Source organism: Arenimonas sp. SCN 70-307 (assembly GCF_001724815.1).
GTDB lineage: Bacteria > Pseudomonadota > Gammaproteobacteria > Xanthomonadales > Xanthomonadaceae > Arenimonas.
The window spans coordinates 18,077-38,571 of sequence record NZ_MEDO01000010.1 but is presented as its reverse complement, the minus strand read 5'-3'; the positions used below and the strand labels follow the sequence as shown (position 1 = coordinate 38,571).

Sequence of the window (20,495 nt, the reverse complement as noted above, 5' to 3'; positions counted from 1 at the left end):
CCCGGCCTCAGCGCGCGCAATCGGCCGAGGTGAGCGAGATCTCGAAGAACAGGCGGTCCTGGTGGTCCACGAAGCGACGCTTGAGCGTGACGCCGCGCGCGAGCAGGAACAGCACGTCGCCGTGCTGGCAAAGCGGCAGCATCAGCGCCTTTTCGGCCGCCGCCACCTGCTGCAGGTCGCCGCCGGTTTCCGGCACGGTGCGGGTGAGGCTGCGGATGGTCATCACCAGGTCGGTGCCCTCGAAGGCCACGCGCTCGAGCATCAGGCCCGGCGCGTACTCGCGCGGCAGGCCCTTCTGGAACTCGGCGAGCACCTGGTCGATGCGGCCGGCATCGGCAGCGGCTTCGGCGGCCTGGCGGCTGCGCTGCTCGGCCATCCACCAGCCGCCGGCGATGATCGCCAGGCCGGCGACCAGCACCGTGGGCAGCAGCCAGCGCGGGTTGGCGTTGGCGGCCATCAGTGGCGGAAGTGCCGGCGGCCGGTGAACACCATCGCCATGCCGTGTTCGTCGGCGGCGGCGATGACCTCGGCGTCGCGCATCGAGCCGCCCGGCTGGATGACGGCGGCGATGCCGGCCTTGGCGGCGGCGTCGATGCCGTCGCGGAAGGGGAAGAAGGCGTCGGAGGCCATCACCGAGCCCGGCACGGCCAGGCCGGCCTCCTCGGCCTTCAGGCCGGCGATCTTCGCGCTGACCACGCGGCTCATCTGGCCGGCACCGATGCCCACCGTCTGCAGGTCCTTCGCATACACGATGGCGTTGGACTTGACGTACATCGCCACCTTCCAGGCGAACAGCAGGTCGCGCAGCTGGGCCTCGGACGGCGCCACCTTCGAGACCACCTTCAGGTCGGCCGCGCCGAGCGCATCGGTGTCGGCGTCCTGCACCAGCAGGCCGCCGGCGATGCGCTTGTATTCGAGGCCGCCGGCCGGGCGCAGGGCGCCGCAGGCCAGTACGCGCACGTTGGGCTTCTTGGCGAAATGCGGCAGCGCGTCGGCGGCGATGGCCGGGGCGATCACCACTTCGACGAACTGGCGCTTGAGGATTTCGGCCGCGGTGGCGGCGTCGAGCTCGCGGTTGAAGGCGATGATGCCGCCGAAGGCCGAGGTCGGGTCGACCACGTAGGCGCGGTCGTAGGCGTCCATCAGGTTGCCCGCCACGGCCACGCCGCAGGGGTTGGCGTGCTTGACGATGACGCAGGCCGGGGCGTCGAAGGCCTTGACGCACTCGAGCGCGGCGTCGGCGTCGGCGAGGTTGTTGTAGCTCAGCTCCTTGCCCTGCAGGAAGCGCGCGGTGGCGACGATGCCCTCGCCGGCGCCGGCTTCGACGTAGAGCGCGCCGCGCTGGTGCGGGTTCTCGCCGTAACGCAGCGACGACGCCAGTTCGAGCGAAGCGTGGAAGGTCTTCGGCCAGGCTTCGGGCTCGGCCGGGTTCCCTGCCCGCGGCGACAGCCACTGCGCGATCTGGCCATCGTAGGCGGCGGTGTGCGCATAGGCCTTGGCGGCCCAGGCGCGGCGCATGGCGGCGGTGGTGCCGCCGGCCTGGAGCGCGTCGAGCAGCGCGCCGTACTCCGCCGGGTCCACCACCACGGAAGTGCGCGCGTGGTTCTTGGCCGTGGCGCGCAGCATGGCCGGGCCGCCGATGTCGATGTTCTCGATGGCGTCGTCGTACGTGCAGCCGGGTTTGGACACGGTCTGCACGAAGGGATAGAGGTTCACCACCAGCAGGTCGATGGGCGCGATGCCGTGCTCGGCCATCACCGCGTCGTCGGTGCCCTCGCGGCCGAGCAGGCCGCCGTGGATCTTCGGGTGCAGGGTCTTGACGCGGCCGTCCATGATTTCCGGGAAGCCGGTGACCTCGCTCACGTCGCGCACCGGCAGGCCGGCGTCGCGCAGGGCCTTGGCGGTGCCGCCGGTGGAGAGCAGGTCGACGCCGAGGGCGTGCAGGCCGCGGGCCAGTTCGACCACGCCGGTCTTGTCGGAAACGGAAAGCAGCGCGCGGCGGACGGGTTGGCGTTCGGCGGTCATCGGGCACCTCGACGGGAAGCCGCGATTATACCGGGGAAAGAAACGGGGTCAGGTTCACTTTTGGGGGAGGGAGCTTCGGCATGTGCGAGGTCTGGCCCCCAAAAGTGAACCTGACCCCGTTTCTTTCAGGCCAGGCCGTAGGCCTTGAGCTTCTTGCGCAGGGTGGCGCGGTTGATGCCCAGGCAGGCCGCGGCGCGGCTCTGGTTGCCTTCGCAGTGGCGAAGCACTTCGGCGAACAGGGGCAACTCGATCTCGCGCAGCACCACGTCGTAAAGATCGTCCGGATCGCAGCCGTTGAAGTCGTGCAGGTAGCGCCGCACCGACTTGGATACGTGGTCGCGCAGCGGCGTGTGGCCGCTCGGGGCAGGGCTGGCGTCCGCACGGGACGCGGTCGGGACATTCACTTCGCGGCGCTCCAGGGTCTCTTGTCCGCTTCCCTGCGGAACCCGCCGGCTGGCGACGGGGGGACCGAGTCTACGTCAATCCCGCTGACCTCGCGAGCATCCGTTCGTCGGTTTTCAATGGAAGTCGAACGTGAAAGCGACCGCGCGCTGGCCAGGGTCGAGGATCTCGAGCGTCGCCATCGCCGACTGCCCCGGGGCAATCAGCGGCGTGGCCGGCGGGCTGCCCAGGTACTCCACCGGCTGGAAGCGGCGCAGGCCGAGCGCCTGGCCGTCGATGTCGTGCAGCGCCACTTCCAGCACCGGCCAGGCCTGCGGCCAGCGGGCGTCATTCCGGAAGCTCGTGCTCACCAGCAGCGCGCGATCGTCCTGCGGATGCCGGCGCACTTCACGGCTGGTGACGCGGAAGGCCTTGGGCTCGTGCCAGGCCGGCAGGCTGTAGCCGAGCACGCCGCACAGCGTCTCCAGCCGCGGCCGCCAGCCGGCGTCGCTGGCCAGGCGGGCGCGGTCGGCCAGCATCAGCTGCAGCGCCAGCGCCACCACCAGCACGGCCAGCAGCGTCCACCAGCCCCAGGGCAGGGTGCGGCGCGGGGCGGGGGTCTGGCTGCGGGTGGCGAAGCGGGGGGCGCGGGACGGCATGGCGCCAAGGATAACGGCTCAGCCGGCGCGGCGGACGCCGGTGATGCGCATCCAGTCGCCTTCCTGCACCGCCTCGAGCTGGTCGAACCACCCGGCGTAGCGCGCCAGCAGCTCGCCCTCCTGGCCGTGCAGGATGCCCGAGAGCGCGATCACGCCGCCGGGCTGCACGCGCGAGGCCAGCAGCGGCGCCAGTGCGTCGAGCGCCACGGCCAGGATGTTGGCCACCACCACCGGGTAGGTGTCGGCCGGCTCGTCTTCCGGCGAATACACCCGCAGGCGATCGCCCACGCCGTTGCGTTCGGCGTTGTCGGCGGTGGCGAGCAGGGCCTGCGGATCGTTGTCCACGCCCACGGCTTGCTTCGCGCCGAGCTTGAGCGCGGCCAGGGCGAGGATGCCGCTGCCGCAGCCGAAGTCGAGCACGGTCTTCTCGCGCAGCACCAGCGAATCAAGCCACTGCAGGCACAGCGCCGTGGTCGGGTGCGTGCCCGAGCCGAAGGCCAGGCCCGGGTCGAGCCGCACGATCACGCCCTCGCGTGCTTCCGGCGGCGCGTCCATGTTCCAGGGCACGATCCAGGTGCGGCGACCGAACTTGAGCGGCTCGTACTGGTCCATCCAGGCGCGTTCCCAGTCCTGGTCGGCCACTTCGCGAAAGTCCGCCTGCGACAGGTCGATGGCGTCGTCGAACGATTCCAGCGCGTGCAGCACCAGCTCGGCCACCGTGCCCTCGGGGAACAGCGCCAGCAGGGTGATCTCGGGCCACAGCGGCGTCTCGCCCACGCCGGGCTCGAGCACGGCCTTCTCGTTGGGCGTGGCGGCGTCGGCATCGAGCAGGGTCACCGACAGCGCGCCCAGGTCCATCAGCGCGTTTTCGGCGCGGTGCTCGTCTTCGGCGCGCACGCGCAGGCTCAGTTCGAGGAAGGGCATGGAGGAAGGAACGGCCTCAACCGAGCCCGATCGCCTTTTCCTTGCGCTCGGCCAGGCGCTTTTCCAGGTAGTGGATGTTGGTGCCACCCTGCTGGAAGCCCACGTCGGCCATGATGCGCTGCTGCAGCGGCACGTTGGTCTTGATGCCGTCGACCACCATCTCGCTCAGCGCCACCTTCATGCGGGCGATGGCGGTGGCGCGGTCGGGGCCGTGCACGATGAGCTTGCCGATCATCGAGTCGTAGTTCGGCGGAACCTTGTAGCCCTCGTAGATGTGCGAATCGACGCGCACGCCCGGGCCGCCCGGCGCGTGGAAGTGCTTGATCAGGCCGGGGCTGGGCAGGAACGACTCCGGGTCCTCGGCGTTGATACGGCACTCGATGGCGTGGCCGTTGATCTCCACGTCTTCCTGGCGGATCGAGAGCGGCCGGCCGCTGGCGATCAGCAGCTGCTCCTTCACCAGGTCCACGCCCGTGATCATCTCCGTCACCGGGTGCTCGACCTGGATGCGGGTGTTCATCTCGATGAAGTAGAAGCGGCCGTCCTCGAACAGGAACTCGAAGGTGCCGGCGCCGCGGTAGCCGATGCGGATGCAGGCCTCGGTGCAGACGCGGCCGATCTGCGCGCGCAGTTCGGGCGTGATGCCCGGCGCCGGCGCTTCCTCGACCACCTTCTGGTGGCGGCGCTGCATCGAGCAGTCGCGCTCGCCGAGGTGCACGGCATTGCCCTGGCCATCGGACAGCACCTGGATCTCCACGTGGCGCGGGTTCTCCAGGAACTTCTCCATGTAGACCATGTCGTTGCCGAACGCGGCCTTGGCTTCCTGGCGCGTGGCGGCAATGGCGGTGAGCAGGGCGCCCTCGGTGCGCACCACGCGCATGCCGCGGCCACCGCCACCGCCGGCGGCCTTGATGATCACCGGATAGCCGATCTCGCGGCCATGGGCGATGCACTCGGCCTCGTCGTCCGGCAGCGGGCCGTTGGAGCCGGGAACGCAGGGCACGCCGGCGTCCTTCATGGCGCGGATGGCTTCGACCTTGTCGCCCATCATGCGGATCACGCCCGGCGTCGGGCCGATGAACACGAAGCCCGACTTCTCGACGCGCTCGGCGAAGTCGGCGTTTTCGCTCAGGAAGCCGTAGCCCGGGTGGATGCCCTGGGCGTCGGTGACCTCGGCCGCGGCGATGATGGCCGGGATGTTGAGGTAGCTTTCGGCCGAGGGCGCCGGGCCGATGCACACCGACTCGTCGGCCATCGCCACGTGCTTGAGGTTGCGGTCCACGGTCGAGTGCACCGCCACGGTCTTGATGCCCAGGGCGTGGCAGGCGCGCAGGATGCGCAGCGCGATCTCGCCGCGGTTGGCGATGACGATTTTCTCCAGCATGGGCCGGTCCTCAGCTGATGACGAACATGGGCTCGTCGAACTCGATCGGCTGGCCGTTCTCGACCAGGATCGCCCGCACCGTGCCCGAGACGTCGGCCTCGATCGGGTTGAACATCTTCATGGCTTCGATGATGCCCAGCGTCTCGCCGGCCTTGACCACCTGGCCGACCTTCACGAAGGCCGGCTTGTCCGGCGCCGGCGAGGCGTAATAGGTGCCGACCATCGGCGAACGCACGGTGTGGCCATCCGGCACGTCCTTGGTGGACTTGCCCACGGCCTCGGCCGAAAGCGCGGCCGGGGCGGCGGGCGCGGCGGCGCGGGCCGGCTCGGCGTGGTGCACCGGCGCGGGCGCCGGGGCCGGCGCGGCCACCGTGTAGCTGCCCGAGGGCACGCGGGCCAGGCGCACCGACTCCTCGCCCTCCTTGATTTCGATCTCGGCGAGGTTCGATTCCTCGAGCAGGTCGATGAGCTTCTTGATCTTGCGAAGGTCCATGCTGGCCTCGTCTTGTTGGTAAAGGGTGGGGGTGGGCTCAGAGGCTCGCGAGCGCGGCCTCGAGCGCGTAGGAATAGCTGTCGGCGCCGAAGCCGCAGACCACGCCGACCGCCAGGTCGGAGAAGTAGCTCGCGTGCCGGAACGGCTCGCGCGCATGCGGGTTCGACAGGTGCACCTCGATGAAGGGCAGCTTCACGGCCGCCAGCGCATCGCGCAGGGCCACCGAGGTGTGGGTGAAGGCGGCGGGGTTGATGAGCACGAAGGCGGTGCCGTCGCCGCGGGCGGCCTGCACCCGGTCCACCAGCTCGTGCTCAGCGTTGGACTGGAAGCTTTCGAGCTGGTGGCCGGCCGCGCCGGCGCGCTGGGCCAGGCGGGCGTCGATGTCGGCCAGCGTGGCGCGGCCGTAGACCTCCGGCTCGCGTTCGCCGAGCAGGTTGAGGTTGGGACCGTGCAGGACCAGGATCTTCGCCACGTTATGCCTTCAGTGCCCCCTCCCCGGGGGAGGCACAGTCTGGGGGCAGGGCGGGGCGGTTGTCCAGAAGATCGCCGCGACTTCGACGATTTTAACGGGCGTTTGAATTTTGCCCGGCGGCCCGCCGGGCGCCCGGCTCAGGGCCGGGCCCAGGCCTGCACGGCCTCGACGTCGGGGAAGGCGCCGTAGTGGGTCTTGAGCAGGCGCCCGTCGGCGTCGATCAGCACCGTGTAGGGCAGGATGCCACGCAGGTTGCCCAGCTGCACCGAGCTGTCGCCCGGGCCCGGGTTCTCCACCAGCAGGGTGAAGTCCACCGGCACCTCGCGCAGGAAGGCCAGGGCCTCCTCCGGGGTTTCCATGGCGATGCCCATCACTTTGACGCCGTTGCCGCCCTGTTGCCGGGCGTAGGCGTCGAGCACCGGCATTTCCTTGCGGCAGGGGCCGCACCAGCTGGCCCAGTAGTTGATGAGGCGCACGCGGCCCGGGCCGGTCACGGCCACCGCCTGGCCGGTGCGCAGGTCGGGCAGGGTGATGGCCGGCGCCAGTTCGCCGACTTTGGTCACCGTCATGCCGGGCGGGGCGGGTTTTTCCGCCGGCACCAGGGTGCGCTGGCCCAGCCACCAGCCCAGGCCCGCCGACACGCCACCGAGCAGGACGATCGCGCTCCAGGTCAGCACCGATTCGCGGTTCATCGGCTCGCCTCCGCCAGCGCCTCGTCGACGATGGCCTGGGTGAGCAGGATCGGCAGCACCCTGGGCTCGCCGGACTTCGGGTAGACGACGTAGAGCGGCACGCCCACGGCCTGGTGGCTTTCAAGGAAAGCGGTGATGGCCGGGTCCACGTCGGTCCAGTCGCCCACCATGTACACCGCGCCGGCGCGCTCGAGCGCGTCGCGGAAACCCTGGCGGCCCAGCACCGTGCGCTCGTTGGCCTTGCAGCTCACGCACCAGTCGGCGGTCATGTTCACGAACACCACGCGGCCGTCGCGGCGCAGCTGTTCCAGGCGTTCGGCCGAATACTCCACCGCGCCTTCCTTCACCGACTCGGCGCGCGCCGGCGCGGGCAGGCGCTGCACCACCAGCACCGGCCACAGCGACGCCGCGATCACCAGCACGGCCAGCGCTTTCGCCAGCGCGCCCCGGAAGCGCGCCTTCTCCCACAGCCACAGGCCCAGGCCCAGGCCCACCGCGCCCACCAGCGCCAGGCCGATGGCGTCGGCGCCGCGCTGCTTGGCCAGCACCCACAGCAGCCACACGGCCGTGAGGTACATCGGGAAGGCCATCAGGTGCTTGAAGGTTTCCATCCACGCGCCGGGCCTGGGCAGGCGCGCGGCCAGGGCCGGCACGAAGCCGATCAGCAGGAAGGGCAGGGCCAGGCCCAGGCCCAGCGCGAGGAACACGCCGATGGCCACCGCCGGCGAGGCGGCGAAGGCAAAAGCCAGGGCCGTGCCCATGAAGGGCGCGGTGCAGGGGCTGGCGACCACGACCGCCAGCACGCCGGTGAAAAAATCACCCGCGGGGCCGGATTTTTCCGTCAGCGACTGGCCGGCGCCGGCCAGCGAGGCGCCGAAGCTCACCACGCCCGACAGCGACAGGCCGATGGCCACCATCACCAGCGCCAGCGCGGCGATCACGCCCGGCTGCTGCAGCTGGAAGCCCCAGCCCAGGGCCAGGCCGGCCTGGCGCAGCGCCAGCGCGGCCGCGCCCACGGCGGCGAAGCTGGCCAGCACGCCGGCGGTGTACCAGAGCGCCTGGCTGCGCGCCTTGCGGTGGTCGCCGCCGCCCTGCGCCAGCGACAGCGCCTTGAGCGAGAGCACCGGCAGCACGCAGGGCATCAGGTTGAGGATGAGGCCGCCGCCTAGCGCGAGCAGCAGCGCCAGCCAAAGCGTCGGCGCCGCCTTTGTAGGTGCGGTGGCAATCGTGCCGCCCTCGGGCAGCTCGAGCACCACCTCGCGCGTCATCGGCGGGTAGCAGATGCCGTCCGTCTGGCAGCCCTGCAGCTCGACCACCACGGTGGCCGGCACGGCGCGGGTGTGCTGGCGCAGCAGCGGCAGCGGCACGTCCACCGGTTCGAAATACACCTGCACGTCGCCGAAGTACTCGTCGGCATGCGCCTGCGCCGGCGGCCACCGGGGCGTGCCGGCGACGATGCCCTCGGCCTGCAAGCGCACGCTGGTGCGGTCGCGGTACACGTAGTAGCCCGGCGCCGGCGTGAAGCGCAGCAGCAGCTGGTCGGGCGTGTCGACGATGGCCTCGACGCGGAAGGCCTGGGCCTCCGGCAGCGGCAGGCCGCCGGCGGCGATGGCGGGGTTGGTGCCGCCGAGCAGGTCGATGCCGCCCGTGCCCGGCAGCAGCGCCGCGCCGGCCGCGGCCGGCAGCGCCACGCGCAGGGTCTTGGTGTGCGGCGGGTAGCAGATGCCGACGTCGGCGCAGCCCTGGTACTTCACCTTCAGCTCGAGCGAGGGCACGCCGTCGGCGGCGGCACCGGTGAGCACCGCGGTCACTTCATCGCGGTAGGTCTCGACGTCGCCGAAGAATTCGTCGGTGTAGGCAATGCCGTCCGGCAGTTCGAGCGGGTTGACCTTGAAGCCGCCCGAGACCACCTCCACGCCCATGCGGTGCCGGTAGAGGTAATAGCCCTCGGCGATGCGCCAGTGCAGTTCGATGCGCCCGCGCTCGGTCGCCTTCGCGGTGAGCGCGAAGGCCTCGTCGATGGGCAGCAGGTCGGCCTCGTCCACGGCGCGGGCCGTGGGGGCGAGGAGTAACAGGGCCAGCAGGGCCGTGAGCCAACGGGTCATGCGGGATCTCGTGTCGGGGAGGGGCGGGCACGCCGGCGCCGCTCCAAAGACCGCCAGTATCCCCTGAAGTTCGGCCCCGGCGCGAGGCCGGGGCCGAAACGATCAGGCCCGCGCCGTGATGGCCTCGACAAAGTCCACCAGCGGCTGCTGCTCCGGGTTGGGCAGCGAGCGGAAGGCGACCAGCAGGCGTTCCTCGAGCCCGCACTGGGCGTAGAAGTTGAGCATCATCGCCGGGGTCTCATGGCCCGGCGTGTCGCCACTGAGCCAGCGGTTGCCGCGGCCGGTGGCCAGCCACTCGAAGCTGACCGAGGTGGCCATGGCGATCTTGGCCATGTTCTCGGTGGTGGGCCGGGCCCCGTCCTTGCGCTCCCACTGCGCCACCGCGCTGCGGGCAACGCCGACCATGCCGGCCAGTTCCAGCTGGGACAGCGTCGCGCCCCGGCGCGCCTGTCGGATGCGATTGAACAACTGCGTCATTGGTGTTTCCCCGAAAAATCCCGCATCGATCCGCGCCGCGCGTTTTGGCCAACCGCGTCGGTGCTTCTTCCCGGAGCCGATGCTTCCATCCCAAGGCCCCCCTGGCTGGCGGACGGGCATCGGCGATTCCGGGTTGCCGGTCTTTTCCCCTGGCCGCAAGCCCTTGATTTACCGGGGGCTTGGGACAGCGTGACCCCGGCCGGCAAGGGGTCGGGCCGATTGTAGGGTCCGGCCCACCCCCTTGAAAGCCCGCCGTCCGCACCCACCTAGGACGGGCCGCGCGGCTTCCGGTGCGCCGGACGCGCGCGTATCATTGGCACTCACCAGGGGCGAGTGCTAACAGCACCCGCCCATGTCGTTGAAATTAAAGGACTAACGAGGACACTCATGAACATCAAGCCGCTCCACGACCGCGTGGTCATCAAGCGTATGGAAGAAGAGAAGATGTCCGCCGGCGGCATCGTGATCCCGGACTCGGCCACCGAAAAGCCGATCAAGGGCGAAGTGCTGGCCGTTGGCGCCGGCAAGGCGCTCGACAACGGTTCGGTGCGCGCGCCGTCGGTGAAGGTCGGCGACAAGGTGCTGTTCGGCAAGTACGCCGGCACCGAGGTCAAGCTCGACGGCACCGAATACCTGGTGGTGAAGGAAGACGACATCCTCGCCATCCTCGGCTGATAACGCGCATCCCGCGCGACCAGTCACACCCCCCGTTCAAAGCATTCTGGAGTTTAGAAAATGGCTGCCAAGGAAATTCGTTTCGGTGAAGACGCCCGCGCCCGCATGGTCAAGGGCGTGAACATCCTCGCCAATGCCGTCAAGGCCACCCTCGGCCCGAAGGGTCGCAACGTCGTGCTCGACAAGAGCTTCGGCGCCCCCACGATCACCAAGGACGGCGTGTCCGTCGCCAAGGAGATCGAGCTGGCCGACAAGTTCGAGAACATGGGCGCCCAGATGGTGAAGGAAGTCGCTTCCAAGACCTCCGACAACGCCGGCGACGGCACCACCACCGCCACCGTGCTGGCCCAGGCCCTGATCCGCGAGGGCATGAAGGCCGTCGCCGCCGGCATGAACCCGATGGACCTCAAGCGCGGCATCGACAAGGCCGTGATCGCCGCCGTCGAGGAGCTCAAGAAGATCTCCAAGCCGTCGTCGACCTCGAAGGAAATCGCCCAGGTCGGCGCCATCTCGGCCAACTCCGACCACAACATCGGCGAGCTGATCGCCAAGGCGATGGACAAGGTCGGCAAGGAAGGCGTGATCACCGTCGAGGAGGGCTCGGGCCTGGACAACGAGCTCGACGTCGTCGAGGGCATGCAGTTCGACCGCGGCTACCTCTCGCCGTACTTCATCAACAACCAGCAGTCGATGTCGGCCGAGCTCGATGACCCGTTCATCCTGCTCTACGACAAGAAGATCTCGAACGTGCGCGAGCTGCTGCCCGTGCTCGAGGGCGTGGCCAAGGCCGGCAAGCCGCTGCTGATCGTCGCCGAGGAAGTCGAGGGCGAGGCCCTGGCCACCCTCGTCGTCAACACCATCCGCGGCATCGTGAAGGTCTGCGCCGTGAAGGCCCCGGGCTTCGGCGACCGTCGCAAGGCGATGCTGGAAGACATGGCCATCCTCACTGGTGGCACCGTGATCTCCGAGGAAGTGGGCCTGCAGCTCGAGAAGGCCACCATCAAGGACCTGGGCCGCGCCAAGAAGATCCAGGTCTCGAAGGAGAACACCACCATCATCGACGGCGCCGGCGCCGCCGACGGCATCCAGGCCCGCATCAAGCAGATCAAGGCCCAGATCGAGGAGACCTCGTCCGACTACGACCGCGAGAAGCTGCAGGAGCGCGTGGCCAAGCTGGCCGGCGGCGTTGCGGTTATCAAGGTCGGCGCCGCCACCGAGGTCGAGATGAAGGAAAAGAAGGCCCGCGTCGAGGACGCGCTGCACGCCACCCGCGCTGCCGTTGAAGAAGGCATCGTCCCGGGCGGCGGCGTCGCGCTGATCCGCGCCAAGGCCGCCATCGCCGGCCTCAAGGGTGCCAACGAGGACCAGAACCACGGCATCGTGATCGCCCTGCGCGCCATGGAGGCCCCGCTGCGCGAGATCGTGACCAACGCCGGCGAAGAGCCGTCGGTCATCCTCAACAAGGTCGTCGAGGGCAAGGGCGCGTTCGGTTACAACGCCGCCAACGGCGAGTACGGCGACATGATCGAGTTCGGCATCCTGGACCCGACCAAGGTCACCCGCACCGCGCTGCAGAACGCCGCGTCGATCGCCGGCCTGATGATCACCACCGAGGCGATGGTCGCCGAGCTGCCGAAGAAGGACGAGCCGGCCATGCCGGGCGGCGGCGGCATGGGTGGCATGGGCGGCATGGATTTCTGATCCGGCCCCTGCACTGGCAAGACGAAAAGCCCCGCTCCGGCGGGGCTTTTTCCTTTCCCAAAACCCCCTCTGAATGCCCGTCGCCACGCCTGACCTCCGGCACAGTGCGCCAGGCAGCGGCTCGCGCAGGCTCACGCCTCCCCCAACGAGCCCCCGCCATGAAGCCGATCCACGCCCTGTCCCTGGCCCTCGCGGCCGCCGCCCTGTCCGCCTGCACCCCGGCGCAGGTGAAGCTGCCCGCCGGCTTCGACGCCCGCGCCGAGGCGCACGCCGTCAGCGGGCACTCGCCGCGCCGGTTCAACCAGCCCCTCCACTTCGGCCCCTACAGCGCGCGCCGCATGCACGAGGGCGACACCTTCAGCTGGCAACTGGCCTCGCCGGGCCTGGCCTGGCGGGACAGCGAGCGGCCCTACGCCTTCACCCTGACCACCCAGGGCCAGCCGCCGGTGGAGGTGCAGTGCCTTTCCCGGCAGTCGGTGCTGCGCCACGACGATGGCGATTCAAGCCTCGAGTTCGACCTCGGCGCCTTCCAGGGCCCGGTGCTTTCCTGCGGGCTGCGCCTGGGCGGCGCCGGCCCGGTGCTGCCGCTGGAGCTGGCGGTCAAGTCGCGTGGTTTCGAAGGCCGCTTCGACTCGCCCTGGGGCCCGCTGGCGGTGCGCAGCCTGCACGGCTTCGAAGGCAGCCGCTGGACCTCGATGGAGGCCGGCGGCTTCGAGCTGCTGCGCGCGGGCGAGCCGTGGATGGTGGTGGAGACCCTCAACGCCGGCCGGGTGCTGATCGCGAACGACCTCGATGCGCGACAGCGCGTCACCCTGGCGGCGGCGGGCGCGGCGCTGCTGCTGTTCGACGGCGACCTGTCCGACTGAGGCCGCGCGCCTTCACCCCGGCGACTTGTCCGGGCCCTATGCTGCGGTCTCCACACCCGGAGACCGCCATGCGCCCGATCGTGTTCGCCCCCATGCTGTTGCTCGGCCTTGCCGCCTGCACGCAGGCCCCGTCCACCCCCGAGCCGGCGCCCCGGCCGAGCAGACGACCGAAGTGATGCTGGCCGAGCCCCCCGCAGTGGAACCCGAAGCCGCCGAATCGGCAGACGGAAACGCCGGTGCCGGTGCCGCCGATGCGCCCGCCTGGCAGGGCGTGACGTGGCAGATCATCGAAGCGGGAGGCGCCGCGGTGCCGGAAGGCTCGCCAGCCAGCATCGAGTTCAACATCGAAGGCCAGGTTACGGGCAACTCGGGCTGCAACCGCTTCACCGGCGGCTATGTCGCCGAGGGCGACGGGCTGACGTTCCAGCCCATCGCCGGCACGCGCATGATGTGCCCGCCCGAGGCGATGGCGGTGGAAACCGCGGTGTTCGCCGTGCTGCAGGGCCAGGCCCGGGTGTCGGTGGATGCCGACGGGCGCCTCGTGGTCGAAGGCGCCGGCGGCACGTTGGTGGCGGTGCCCGCCAACTGATCATCCTCCCCTCTCCCGCTTGCGGGAGAGGGGCCGGGGGAGAGGGCCCCACTGGCCGACCGCCCCCCGCCAACCCGTTGCTTGCCTTGGAACCAACGCGGGGGAGCGCGTCCATGGCACCAGGGCAAACCGCCACGTCACGCGTGGCCGGCATCGTGCTGCTGCTCGTGCTGGTGCTGGCGGGCATCGCCCGCTCGCACTGGGGCACGCGCAGCGACAGCTTCACCATCGACGAACCCTGGCATGTCGTCGCCGGCGTGTCCTACGTGCGCACCGGCGATTTCCGCCTCAACCCCGAGCATCCGCCGCTGGTGAAACTGGCGGCCGGCGCCGGCCAGTCGCGCGACTTCGTGCTGCCGCCGTTCGCGCCGCTGGTGGAAAAATCGCAGGAGCGCGACTGGGTCGAGGACGTGCTGTTCTTCAAGAACGATGCCGCGGCCGTGCAGCGCGCCACGCGTCTGTCGCTGTGGGCCTTCCACGGCGCGCTGGTGTTCGCGCTGGGCCTGCTGCTGTGGCGCGCGCTGGGCCTGGCCTGGGCCGCGGGCTCGCTGGCTTTCCTCGCGCTCGAGCCCAGCGTGGCCGCGCACCTGCCCGTGGCGATGACGGACCTGCCGCTGGCGCTCACCCTCGCCGTGGCGGTGGCCTGCGCCGGCCTGCTGCTGTCGACCTGGCAGTGGCGCTGGGTGCTGGCCGCGGGCGTGGCGCTGGGCCTGGTGCTGGGCAGCAAACATTCGGGCCTGGCCGGCGTGGCGGGCGTGGGCGCGGTGCTGGTGGTGGGCGTGCTGGCCGGCTGGCGCGAGGGCTGGGCCGAGGGCGTGCGCCGGCTAGGGCGCGTAGCCGCCGCCGGCGTGCTGGGCGTGGCGGTGCTGTGGGCGATGTACGGCTTTCGCTTCCACGCCGGGCCCGATGGCAGCGACGGCTTCAACCGCGCCATGGCCGACAAGGTGGCCGACCTCAACATCCCGCACTGGCGCCTGGCCATCGGCGTGGCCGACGAGGCGCGGCTGCTGCCGCGCGCCTACCTCTGGGGGCTGTCGGACACCGTGCGCGCCGGCGTCGAAGGCCGCGGCCAGTCGGCGCACTTCGTCTGGGGCGTGAACCACATGGGTGCCCCGCCCTGGTTCACCTGGCCGAGCATCGTGGTGGCCAAGGTGCCGCTGGGCCTGCTGGCGATGTCGCTGCTGGGCCTGTTGCTGCTGCGCTGGAAGTCGCTGCCGCCGGCGGGGCGCTGGCTGCTGGCCGCGGGGGCCGGCGCGGGCCTGGTGCACCTGGCGGCGCTGATGTCGGGGCAGGGAACCTATGGCGGCATCCGCCACGCGCTGCCGCTGGTGGTGCTGCTGGCGCTGCCGGCCGGCGCGCTGGTGGCGTTTGCCTGGCGGCAGGCCAGCGCGGCCTGGCGTGCCGCGGCGCTGGTGCCGCTGGCGGCCGCCCTGGTGATGACCTTCGGCGAGCCGCGGCTGTGGGAATACCACAACGAACTGGCCGGCGGCAGCGAAGGCGCCTATCGCCAATTCGGCAACGAGGGCCTGGACCTCGGCCAGCGCTGGCATGAAATCAAGGCCTTCCACGACGCGGTGATCGTGCCCGAGGGCGCCACGCTCTATTCCGACTACTGGTTCATGGAGGAACAGGCGATCGCGGCGCGCACCAACTACCGGCGCAAGGTCGACAGCATCGACGACACCAACATCGCCGGCGTGTACGAGGGCTATTTCATCTATCCGATGATGTCGACGCTGCCCTGGCCCGAGTGGGGCTGGGACCCGGCGGTGGGCCTGGCGGGACTCGAGCAGGTAAAGCGCCTGGGTTTCGTCGCCGTTTACAAAGGGCGGCGCGAGGATCCGCTGGGTCGTGCCGGCGATGTCTACGGCCGCGTGCTCGAACACCTCTACCGCCGCGGCGGTGGTCGCGACGAGGTGGTGGCGGCCCGCCTGCAGGAAGTGGTGGCCATCGCGCCCTTCCACGTCGGTGCGGCCATCGAACTGGGCAATGCCCAGCTGCGCCTCGGCGACCTCGACGCCGCCCGCGCCGCCTACCAGCTGCCGCTGGATCAGCAGATGATGCCGGTCGAGCCGCTGGCCAAGGCCCAGCTCGAAGCCCAGCTCGCCCGCCTCGACACCGCCACCGACCCCGCCACCGTCCCCCCGCTGCGCAATCCCTGGATGGAGTAAAGAAACGGGGTCAGGTTCACTTCCGCCGGGCGCGATCAGCGCCCCGGCATGCCGCCGGGCCCGGCCAGCGGCCCGCCGGCCTGCTGCCAGGCCTCGATGCCGCCGCGGTACCACAGCACGTTCGTGTAGCCCAGGCGCGTGGCGCGCAGCGCGGCGTTGTAGCTCATCCAGCACTGCACCGACTGGCAATAAAAGACCATTGGCCGATCCTTCCGGCCCTGCGTCAGCTGCTGCAGGTAGTTGCCGAAGTCGCGCTGCACGGCGTCGTCGAAGCTGCCGCCCTGCGAGGCGGGCACCACCGGGATGGCATTGGGCAAAGTCTGCGGACCGCCGAGCACGTCGAACACCAGCACGCCGCTGTTGGCGTCCTGCAGCAGCTGCACCAGCTCGGGCGTGGTGACCAGGCGCCCGCCGGGCAGCTGGTTGGGCGTCGGGCCGTGCAGCCCGCCGGACTTGAGCTGCGCAGTCGGCGCCACGCCCATGTCCTGGCGCTCGAACTGCACCAGGCGGGCGAGGGCATCGTTGCCCGCGGGCGGGCCGGCCTGTGGCCGAGGCGGGTATGGCCCGGGCTGCTGCGGGTATTGCGCGGGCTGCGGCGATCGCGGTTCCGCCTGCTGCGGATACTGCGGCTGTTGCGGCTGCGGCTGCGGCTGCGGCGCGCCGAAGCTGTCCTGCGCGAGTGCAGGCGCGGCCACGAGGCAGGCGAGGAAGACCAGGCGGATGCGGTTCATTCGATGCGCTCCAGGCGTTCGGCCTCGGTGTCGAGGTCGCGGTTGGGGTCGAAGTGGGGGTCGTCGCTCTGGATGTAGCTGCCGTCGGCGGCTCGCCAGGCGTTGTCGCTGAAGCCATCGAGGCGAACGGCTCCGCCCGCCGCCGGATCCTGGTAGCGCGTGGTCCCGGTGATGGCGTCGATGCTGCGGTCGTGCATGCGGTCGTTGGCCGCGTTGCGATCCTGCCAGCCGCGCATGTTCATGTCGGAGATTTCGCGGTTGGTTTCGCTGATGATCTGCCCGCGCGCGACCTGGCCACGCAGGCCGTCGCTGGCGACCTGGCGGTTGTGGCGGTCCATGCGCGCCTGCCACTGCGGGTCCACCTGCATCGTGCCGGCGATGCGCCCGAGCAACTCGATCTCGAGCCGGCCGGCGGGTGCCCGCAGGGTGGTGGTGCCCGAGGCGGTTCCACTCATGAAGCGCCGCACTTCGCCGGGCATCACGCCGGGCATGCTCATGTCGGAAAAGAGCACGACCACGGCCACCACTTCGCGCACCTCGGTGCCCTGCGCGGCGTAGGCCAGCAGCACTTCGCCGGCCTCCTTGCGCCAGGTGGTTCCGGCGGCCGCGGGCGGCGGCGGCGAGCGGACGTAGTCGGGGCGGTCGCGGTAGTCGAGCACGCGCGCACCCGGGCGTTGCCGCCGGATCCAGGTTTCCAGGTACTGGCGCGCGCTGGTGATCGGTTGGCGCGGGCAGTTGCCCTGGCTGGGCGGGAAGCCCAGGTTGTCCCAGGTCCAGGCCTCGGACGGATGGATGGTGAGCAGCTGGCTGCCATCCGGCGAGCGCGCCTGCCAGCGCAGGCTGGGCGTGGCCCCGCAGGGCGCGCTCTGGTCCCAGAGCACGCCGCCCTGCGTCTGCCAGCCGGCGGGCAACTGCACCCACTGCGCGGGCATGGGCTTTTCGAAGCCGTTCGGGTCGATGATGGCCACGCGCTGGCTGGCCAGCGCAGGTGCGGCGAGCAGGCTGGCGGCCAGCGCGAGGATCAAGGCGATTGGCTTGGTCATGGTCGTTCCCCCTTTGACCAGAAGGGCGCAGGGCGACGGCCGATCGGCTCACCGTTCGTCGGCAGATTCAGCCCGAAGAAGTCAGGGCTTCGAACAGCCAGGCCCGGGCCGCCTGCCACTGCCTTTTCACCGTGGCGGGCGAACTGGCCATGGCTTCGGCGGTTTCTTCAATGGTGAGGCCGCCGAAATAGCGCAGTTCGACTACATGCGCCTTGTCCGGGTCGAGTTGCTCGAGCCGGGCCAGGGCGGTGTCCAGGGCCAGCGCGTCCACGCCGCCGGCGTCGGGTGCGGCGAGGTCGAGTCCGGTGAGGGTCACCTGCCGGCCGCCGTCGCGCTTGGCGGCCAGGCGGCGACGGGCGTGGTCCACCAGCACCTCGCGCATCACCCGGGCGGCCATGCGCACGAAATGGGCCCGGTCCTGCCAGTCCATGCGCTCGATGCCCGAGATGCGCAGGTAGGCCTCGTTGACCAGGGCGGTGGGCTGCAGGGTGTGGTTGGCGCGCTCGCCGCGCAGCTGGCGGTCGGCGAGCGCGCGCAGCTCGGGGTAGAGCACGGCAACGAGCCGGTCGCGGGCGCTGTCGTCGCCTCCGCGCCACTGCTTGAGCAGGCTGGTGATGTCCCCGGTCATCGCCGTCGAGTCTAGCTGAGCCATTCGGGCCCTGCCTTGCGCCTTCTGCTAACGTCGGGTCGCACGGGGCGGCCGGGGGAAGGCATGACTACGTCCATCGATGTGCAGGTACTGCAGTGGTTCGAACGCACGCTGGCCCAGAAGCCGGAGCTGCGGCGCGTCTGGCTGGCCGGGCAGGACCTCGACGAAGGGGTGCGCGACCGCGTGCTGCGGCTGCTCGAGGCCGACCGCCAGGCCGGCGACTTCCTCGAGGAAACCGCCGTCGCCCCCGAAGCGGCGCCGCCCGACTTCCCCAAGGTGGGCGAGCGGCTGGGCGCCTGGGAACTGCTCAAGCCCATCGAGGCCGGCGGCATGGGCGTGGTCTACCTGGGCCGGCGCGCCGACGATGTCTACGACCAGCAGGTGGCGCTCAAACTGGTGCGCCCGGTGCACCTGCTGGCCGCGGCCGATTTCCGCCGCCAGCTGATCAGCCGCTTCGAGGACGAGCGCAACATCCTGGCGCGCATGAGCCACCCGAACGTGGCGCGCATCCTCGATGGCGGCAGCACCGCGGCGGGCATTCCCTACCTGGTGATGGAGTTCGTCGACGGCGTGCCCCTGACCGATTTCTGCAAGGCGCGCCAGCTGGACGTGCCCGCGCGGCTGGCGCTGTTTTGCAAGGTCTGCGACGGCGTGCAGGAGGCGCACCGCCACCTGATCGTCCACCGCGACCTCAAGCCGGACAACATCCTCGTGGGCGCGAATGGCGAACCGCGGCTGCTGGATTTCGGCATCGCCAAGATCCTCGAGCAGGAGCCGCTGCCCGCGGGCGGCAAGCGCAACACCTCGCTGTCGGCGATGACGCCGGCCTACGCCAGCCCCGAGCAGGTTCGCCAGCAGGCGCTGACCACCAGTTCCGACGTCTACTCGCTGGGCGTCATGCTCTACCAGCTGCTGGCGGGCGTGCGCCCCTACGAGCTGGGTGGATTGCGGCCGTCGGAAGCGGAGCACGTGGTCTGCGAGACGCTGCCCGACCCGATGAGGAAGATGCTCGACAAGGCCGTGCTGACCGACACCGAGCGCCGGCAGCGCCGTGCGCAGATCACGTCCGATGTCGAGCGCATCGTCGCCAAGGCCATGCACAAGGAAGCGGCACGCCGCTACGGCTCGGCCCAGGAGCTCGCCAACGACATCCGGCGCTACCTGGCCGGGCAGCCGGTGCTGGCGCACCCCGATTCCACCGCCTACCGCGTCGGCAAGTTCGTGCGCCGCAACCGCTGGGGCGTGATGGCGGCCTCGGCGGCGCTGGCGGCGGTGCTGGGCTCGGCCGGCGTCGCGCTCTGGCAGGCCGACCGTGCGCGCGCGGCGGCGGCCGACACCGAGCAGGTCAACGCCTTTCTTCTCGAAGTGCTGTCGTCGTCCGATCCTTACAACGCCGGCCGGGAACTTAGCCTGGGCGAAGCGGTGGACCTGGCCTCGGGCCAGGTGCCGCTGCGGTTCGCCGACCGGCCCGACCTGTCCTCGCGCATCCGCCATGCGCTGGGCTACAGCATGACCAGCCGCAACGAGCTCGAACTCGCCGAACGCGAGCTGCGCGCAGCCAACGAGGAGGCCATGCGCTCGCTCGGGCCGGACGACCCGCACACCCTTCGAGTGCAGGAGGCCATTGCCGTGTTGCGCATGGCCCAGGGCCGTGGCGAGGAAGCCGTGGCGCTCTGGCAGGACCTCCTGGCGAGGCTCGAGTCGCGCGGGATGCAGCGCGAGCCGATCTACCTGCTGGCGCTCAACAACCTCGGCAACTATTACCTTTCGAACGAGGACTACGCGCGGGCCGACCAGATATTCACCCGCGTGCGCGCGCTGCCGGCGCCGACGGTCGCGGCCGGGTTCGCGCCCTCGGACCATGCGGCGATGTTGTCCAATTTCGCCTACAGCGCGCACGGGGTGGGCGACGTGGAACGGGCGGAGGCGCTGTATGTCGAGTCGATCGCCGCGCTCGAGGCGCTGGCGCCGGAGGGCAGCCCGGAGCTGGCCATGGCGATCAACAACTTCGGCCACCTGCGCCAGGAGCAGGGTGATCTCGATGGGGCCTACGCGCTGTTCGCGCGTTCGGTGGCGATGCGCGAGCGCGCGTTTCCGCGCGGGCACGAGATGGTGGTCAACCCGATGGCCGGCCTGGCGATGATGGCGATGCGGCAAGGCAAGGCCGACGAAGCGCTGGAACTGGCGGCCAGGGCCAGCGAGATGGCCACGCGCGTCTACGACCGGCCCGAGCGCGGCGCGGCCTTCGCCCACTGGGTATTGGCCGCCACGCGCCACAAGCAGGGCGACCCGGCCGGGGCGGCCGATGCCCTGCTCCTGGCCCAGCAGGTCTTCAACGCCATCTCGCCGCCACCGGAAGACCTGGCCGAATCCATCCCCGCCCTCGCGCAACTGGTCTGCGCCGACCCCCGGGCCGCCCAAAAACCCGCCTGCACCCCATGAAGCACAAAAGAAACGG

Annotated in this window: 20 protein-coding genes; 6 read left to right on the top strand and 14 right to left on the bottom strand. The window is 70.6% G+C overall.

Annotation, left to right across the window (positions count from 1 at the left end):
• Nucleotides 1-7: 7 nt before the first annotated feature.
• From ABS41_RS05140 to ABS41_RS05090, 11 genes are all read right to left on the bottom strand, one after another.
• Complete coding sequence (locus ABS41_RS05140) at nt 8-457, bottom strand: hypothetical protein (protein ID WP_290591568.1); 450 nt, start codon at nt 455-457, stop codon at nt 8-10.
• The gene (purH, locus tag ABS41_RS05135) at nt 457-2,025 is read right to left on the bottom strand and encodes a bifunctional phosphoribosylaminoimidazolecarboxamide formyltransferase/IMP cyclohydrolase (RefSeq protein ID WP_290591566.1); all 1,569 of its coding nucleotides are present in this window, start codon (nt 2,023-2,025) and stop codon (nt 457-459) included. Before purH ends, ABS41_RS05140 begins: the two co-directional genes overlap by 1 nt.
• Nucleotides 2,026-2,150: 125 nt before the next feature.
• Nucleotides 2,151-2,429, bottom strand: coding sequence for a DNA-binding transcriptional regulator Fis (gene fis, locus ABS41_RS05130; RefSeq protein WP_290591564.1), 279 nt, complete (start codon nt 2,427-2,429; stop codon nt 2,151-2,153).
• Between the two features lie 114 nt (nt 2,430-2,543).
• Entirely contained in the window at nt 2,544-3,065 is a 522-nt protein-coding gene (locus ABS41_RS05125; protein ID WP_290591562.1) for a DUF3426 domain-containing protein, read from the bottom strand.
• An 18-nt stretch (nt 3,066-3,083) separates the two neighbouring features.
• Nucleotides 3,084-3,989, bottom strand: coding sequence for a 50S ribosomal protein L11 methyltransferase (gene prmA / locus ABS41_RS05120; RefSeq protein WP_290591560.1), 906 nt, complete (start codon nt 3,987-3,989; stop codon nt 3,084-3,086).
• 16 nt (nt 3,990-4,005) lie between these two features.
• Nucleotides 4,006-5,373 carry an acetyl-CoA carboxylase biotin carboxylase subunit gene (gene accC, locus ABS41_RS05115; RefSeq protein WP_290591558.1) on the bottom strand — a complete coding sequence of 456 codons (1,368 nt, stop codon included), beginning with the start codon at nt 5,371-5,373 and terminating at the stop codon, nt 4,006-4,008.
• Between the two features lie 10 nt (nt 5,374-5,383).
• Nucleotides 5,384-5,866, bottom strand: coding sequence for an acetyl-CoA carboxylase biotin carboxyl carrier protein (accB, locus tag ABS41_RS05110; RefSeq protein ID WP_290591556.1), 483 nt, complete (start codon nt 5,864-5,866; stop codon nt 5,384-5,386).
• Nucleotides 5,867-5,903: 37 nt separating this feature from the next.
• Entirely contained in the window at nt 5,904-6,338 is a 435-nt protein-coding gene (gene aroQ / locus ABS41_RS05105) for a type II 3-dehydroquinate dehydratase (RefSeq protein ID WP_290591554.1), read from the bottom strand.
• A gap of 137 nt (nt 6,339-6,475) precedes the next feature.
• A complete protein-coding gene (locus tag ABS41_RS05100; RefSeq protein ID WP_290591552.1) occupies nt 6,476-7,030 on the bottom strand; it encodes a TlpA disulfide reductase family protein in 555 nt (184 codons plus the stop codon).
• Nucleotides 7,027-9,135, bottom strand: a complete 2,109-nt coding sequence (locus tag ABS41_RS05095) for a protein-disulfide reductase DsbD (RefSeq protein ID WP_290591551.1) — start codon at nt 9,133-9,135, stop codon at nt 7,027-7,029. The genes ABS41_RS05100 and ABS41_RS05095 overlap by 4 nt, the downstream gene beginning before the upstream one ends.
• A gap of 102 nt (nt 9,136-9,237) precedes the next feature.
• Complete coding sequence (locus tag ABS41_RS05090) at nt 9,238-9,612, bottom strand: helix-turn-helix domain-containing protein (RefSeq protein WP_290591548.1); 375 nt, start codon at nt 9,610-9,612, stop codon at nt 9,238-9,240.
• A gap of 387 nt (nt 9,613-9,999) precedes the next feature.
• Here ABS41_RS05090 and groES point away from each other — a divergent pair, with 387 nt between their 5' ends.
• The 5 genes from groES to ABS41_RS05065 all read left to right on the top strand — a co-directional run bounded on the left by groES (nt 10,000) and on the right by ABS41_RS05065 (nt 15,614).
• Complete coding sequence (gene groES / locus ABS41_RS05085) at nt 10,000-10,287, top strand: co-chaperone GroES (RefSeq protein WP_043803485.1); 288 nt, start codon at nt 10,000-10,002, stop codon at nt 10,285-10,287.
• Between the two features lie 60 nt (nt 10,288-10,347).
• Entirely contained in the window at nt 10,348-11,988 is a 1,641-nt protein-coding gene (groL, locus tag ABS41_RS05080; RefSeq protein ID WP_290591544.1) for a chaperonin GroEL, read from the top strand.
• 158 nt (nt 11,989-12,146) lie between these two features.
• A complete protein-coding gene (locus ABS41_RS05075) occupies nt 12,147-12,854 on the top strand; it encodes a hypothetical protein (protein WP_290591542.1) in 708 nt (235 codons plus the stop codon).
• 175 nt (nt 12,855-13,029) lie between these two features.
• Nucleotides 13,030-13,443: an META domain-containing protein gene (locus ABS41_RS05070; RefSeq protein ID WP_290591540.1), complete on the top strand. Its 414-nt coding sequence runs from the start codon at nt 13,030-13,032 to the stop codon at nt 13,441-13,443.
• A gap of 113 nt (nt 13,444-13,556) precedes the next feature.
• Complete coding sequence (locus tag ABS41_RS05065; protein WP_290591538.1) at nt 13,557-15,614, top strand: phospholipid carrier-dependent glycosyltransferase; 2,058 nt, start codon at nt 13,557-13,559, stop codon at nt 15,612-15,614.
• A 35-nt stretch (nt 15,615-15,649) separates the two neighbouring features.
• On the opposite strand, the gene ABS41_RS05060 is transcribed toward ABS41_RS05065, so the two are convergent.
• The 3 genes from ABS41_RS05060 to ABS41_RS05050 form a co-directional block, all read right to left on the bottom strand.
• Complete coding sequence (locus tag ABS41_RS05060; RefSeq protein ID WP_290591536.1) at nt 15,650-16,345, bottom strand: rhodanese-like domain-containing protein; 696 nt, start codon at nt 16,343-16,345, stop codon at nt 15,650-15,652.
• Nucleotides 16,342-17,388, bottom strand: coding sequence for a hypothetical protein (locus ABS41_RS05055; RefSeq protein WP_290591534.1), 1,047 nt, complete (start codon nt 17,386-17,388; stop codon nt 16,342-16,344). Before ABS41_RS05055 ends, ABS41_RS05060 begins: the two co-directional genes overlap by 4 nt.
• A gap of 67 nt (nt 17,389-17,455) precedes the next feature.
• Nucleotides 17,456-18,016, bottom strand: coding sequence for a sigma-70 family RNA polymerase sigma factor (locus ABS41_RS05050; RefSeq protein WP_290591532.1), 561 nt, complete (start codon nt 18,014-18,016; stop codon nt 17,456-17,458).
• Nucleotides 18,017-18,100: 84 nt separating this feature from the next.
• Between ABS41_RS05050 and ABS41_RS05045 the strand changes: the two genes are divergently transcribed.
• Nucleotides 18,101-20,479: a serine/threonine-protein kinase gene (locus tag ABS41_RS05045; RefSeq protein ID WP_290591530.1), complete on the top strand. Its 2,379-nt coding sequence runs from the start codon at nt 18,101-18,103 to the stop codon at nt 20,477-20,479.
• Nucleotides 20,480-20,495: the final 16 nt, after the last annotated feature.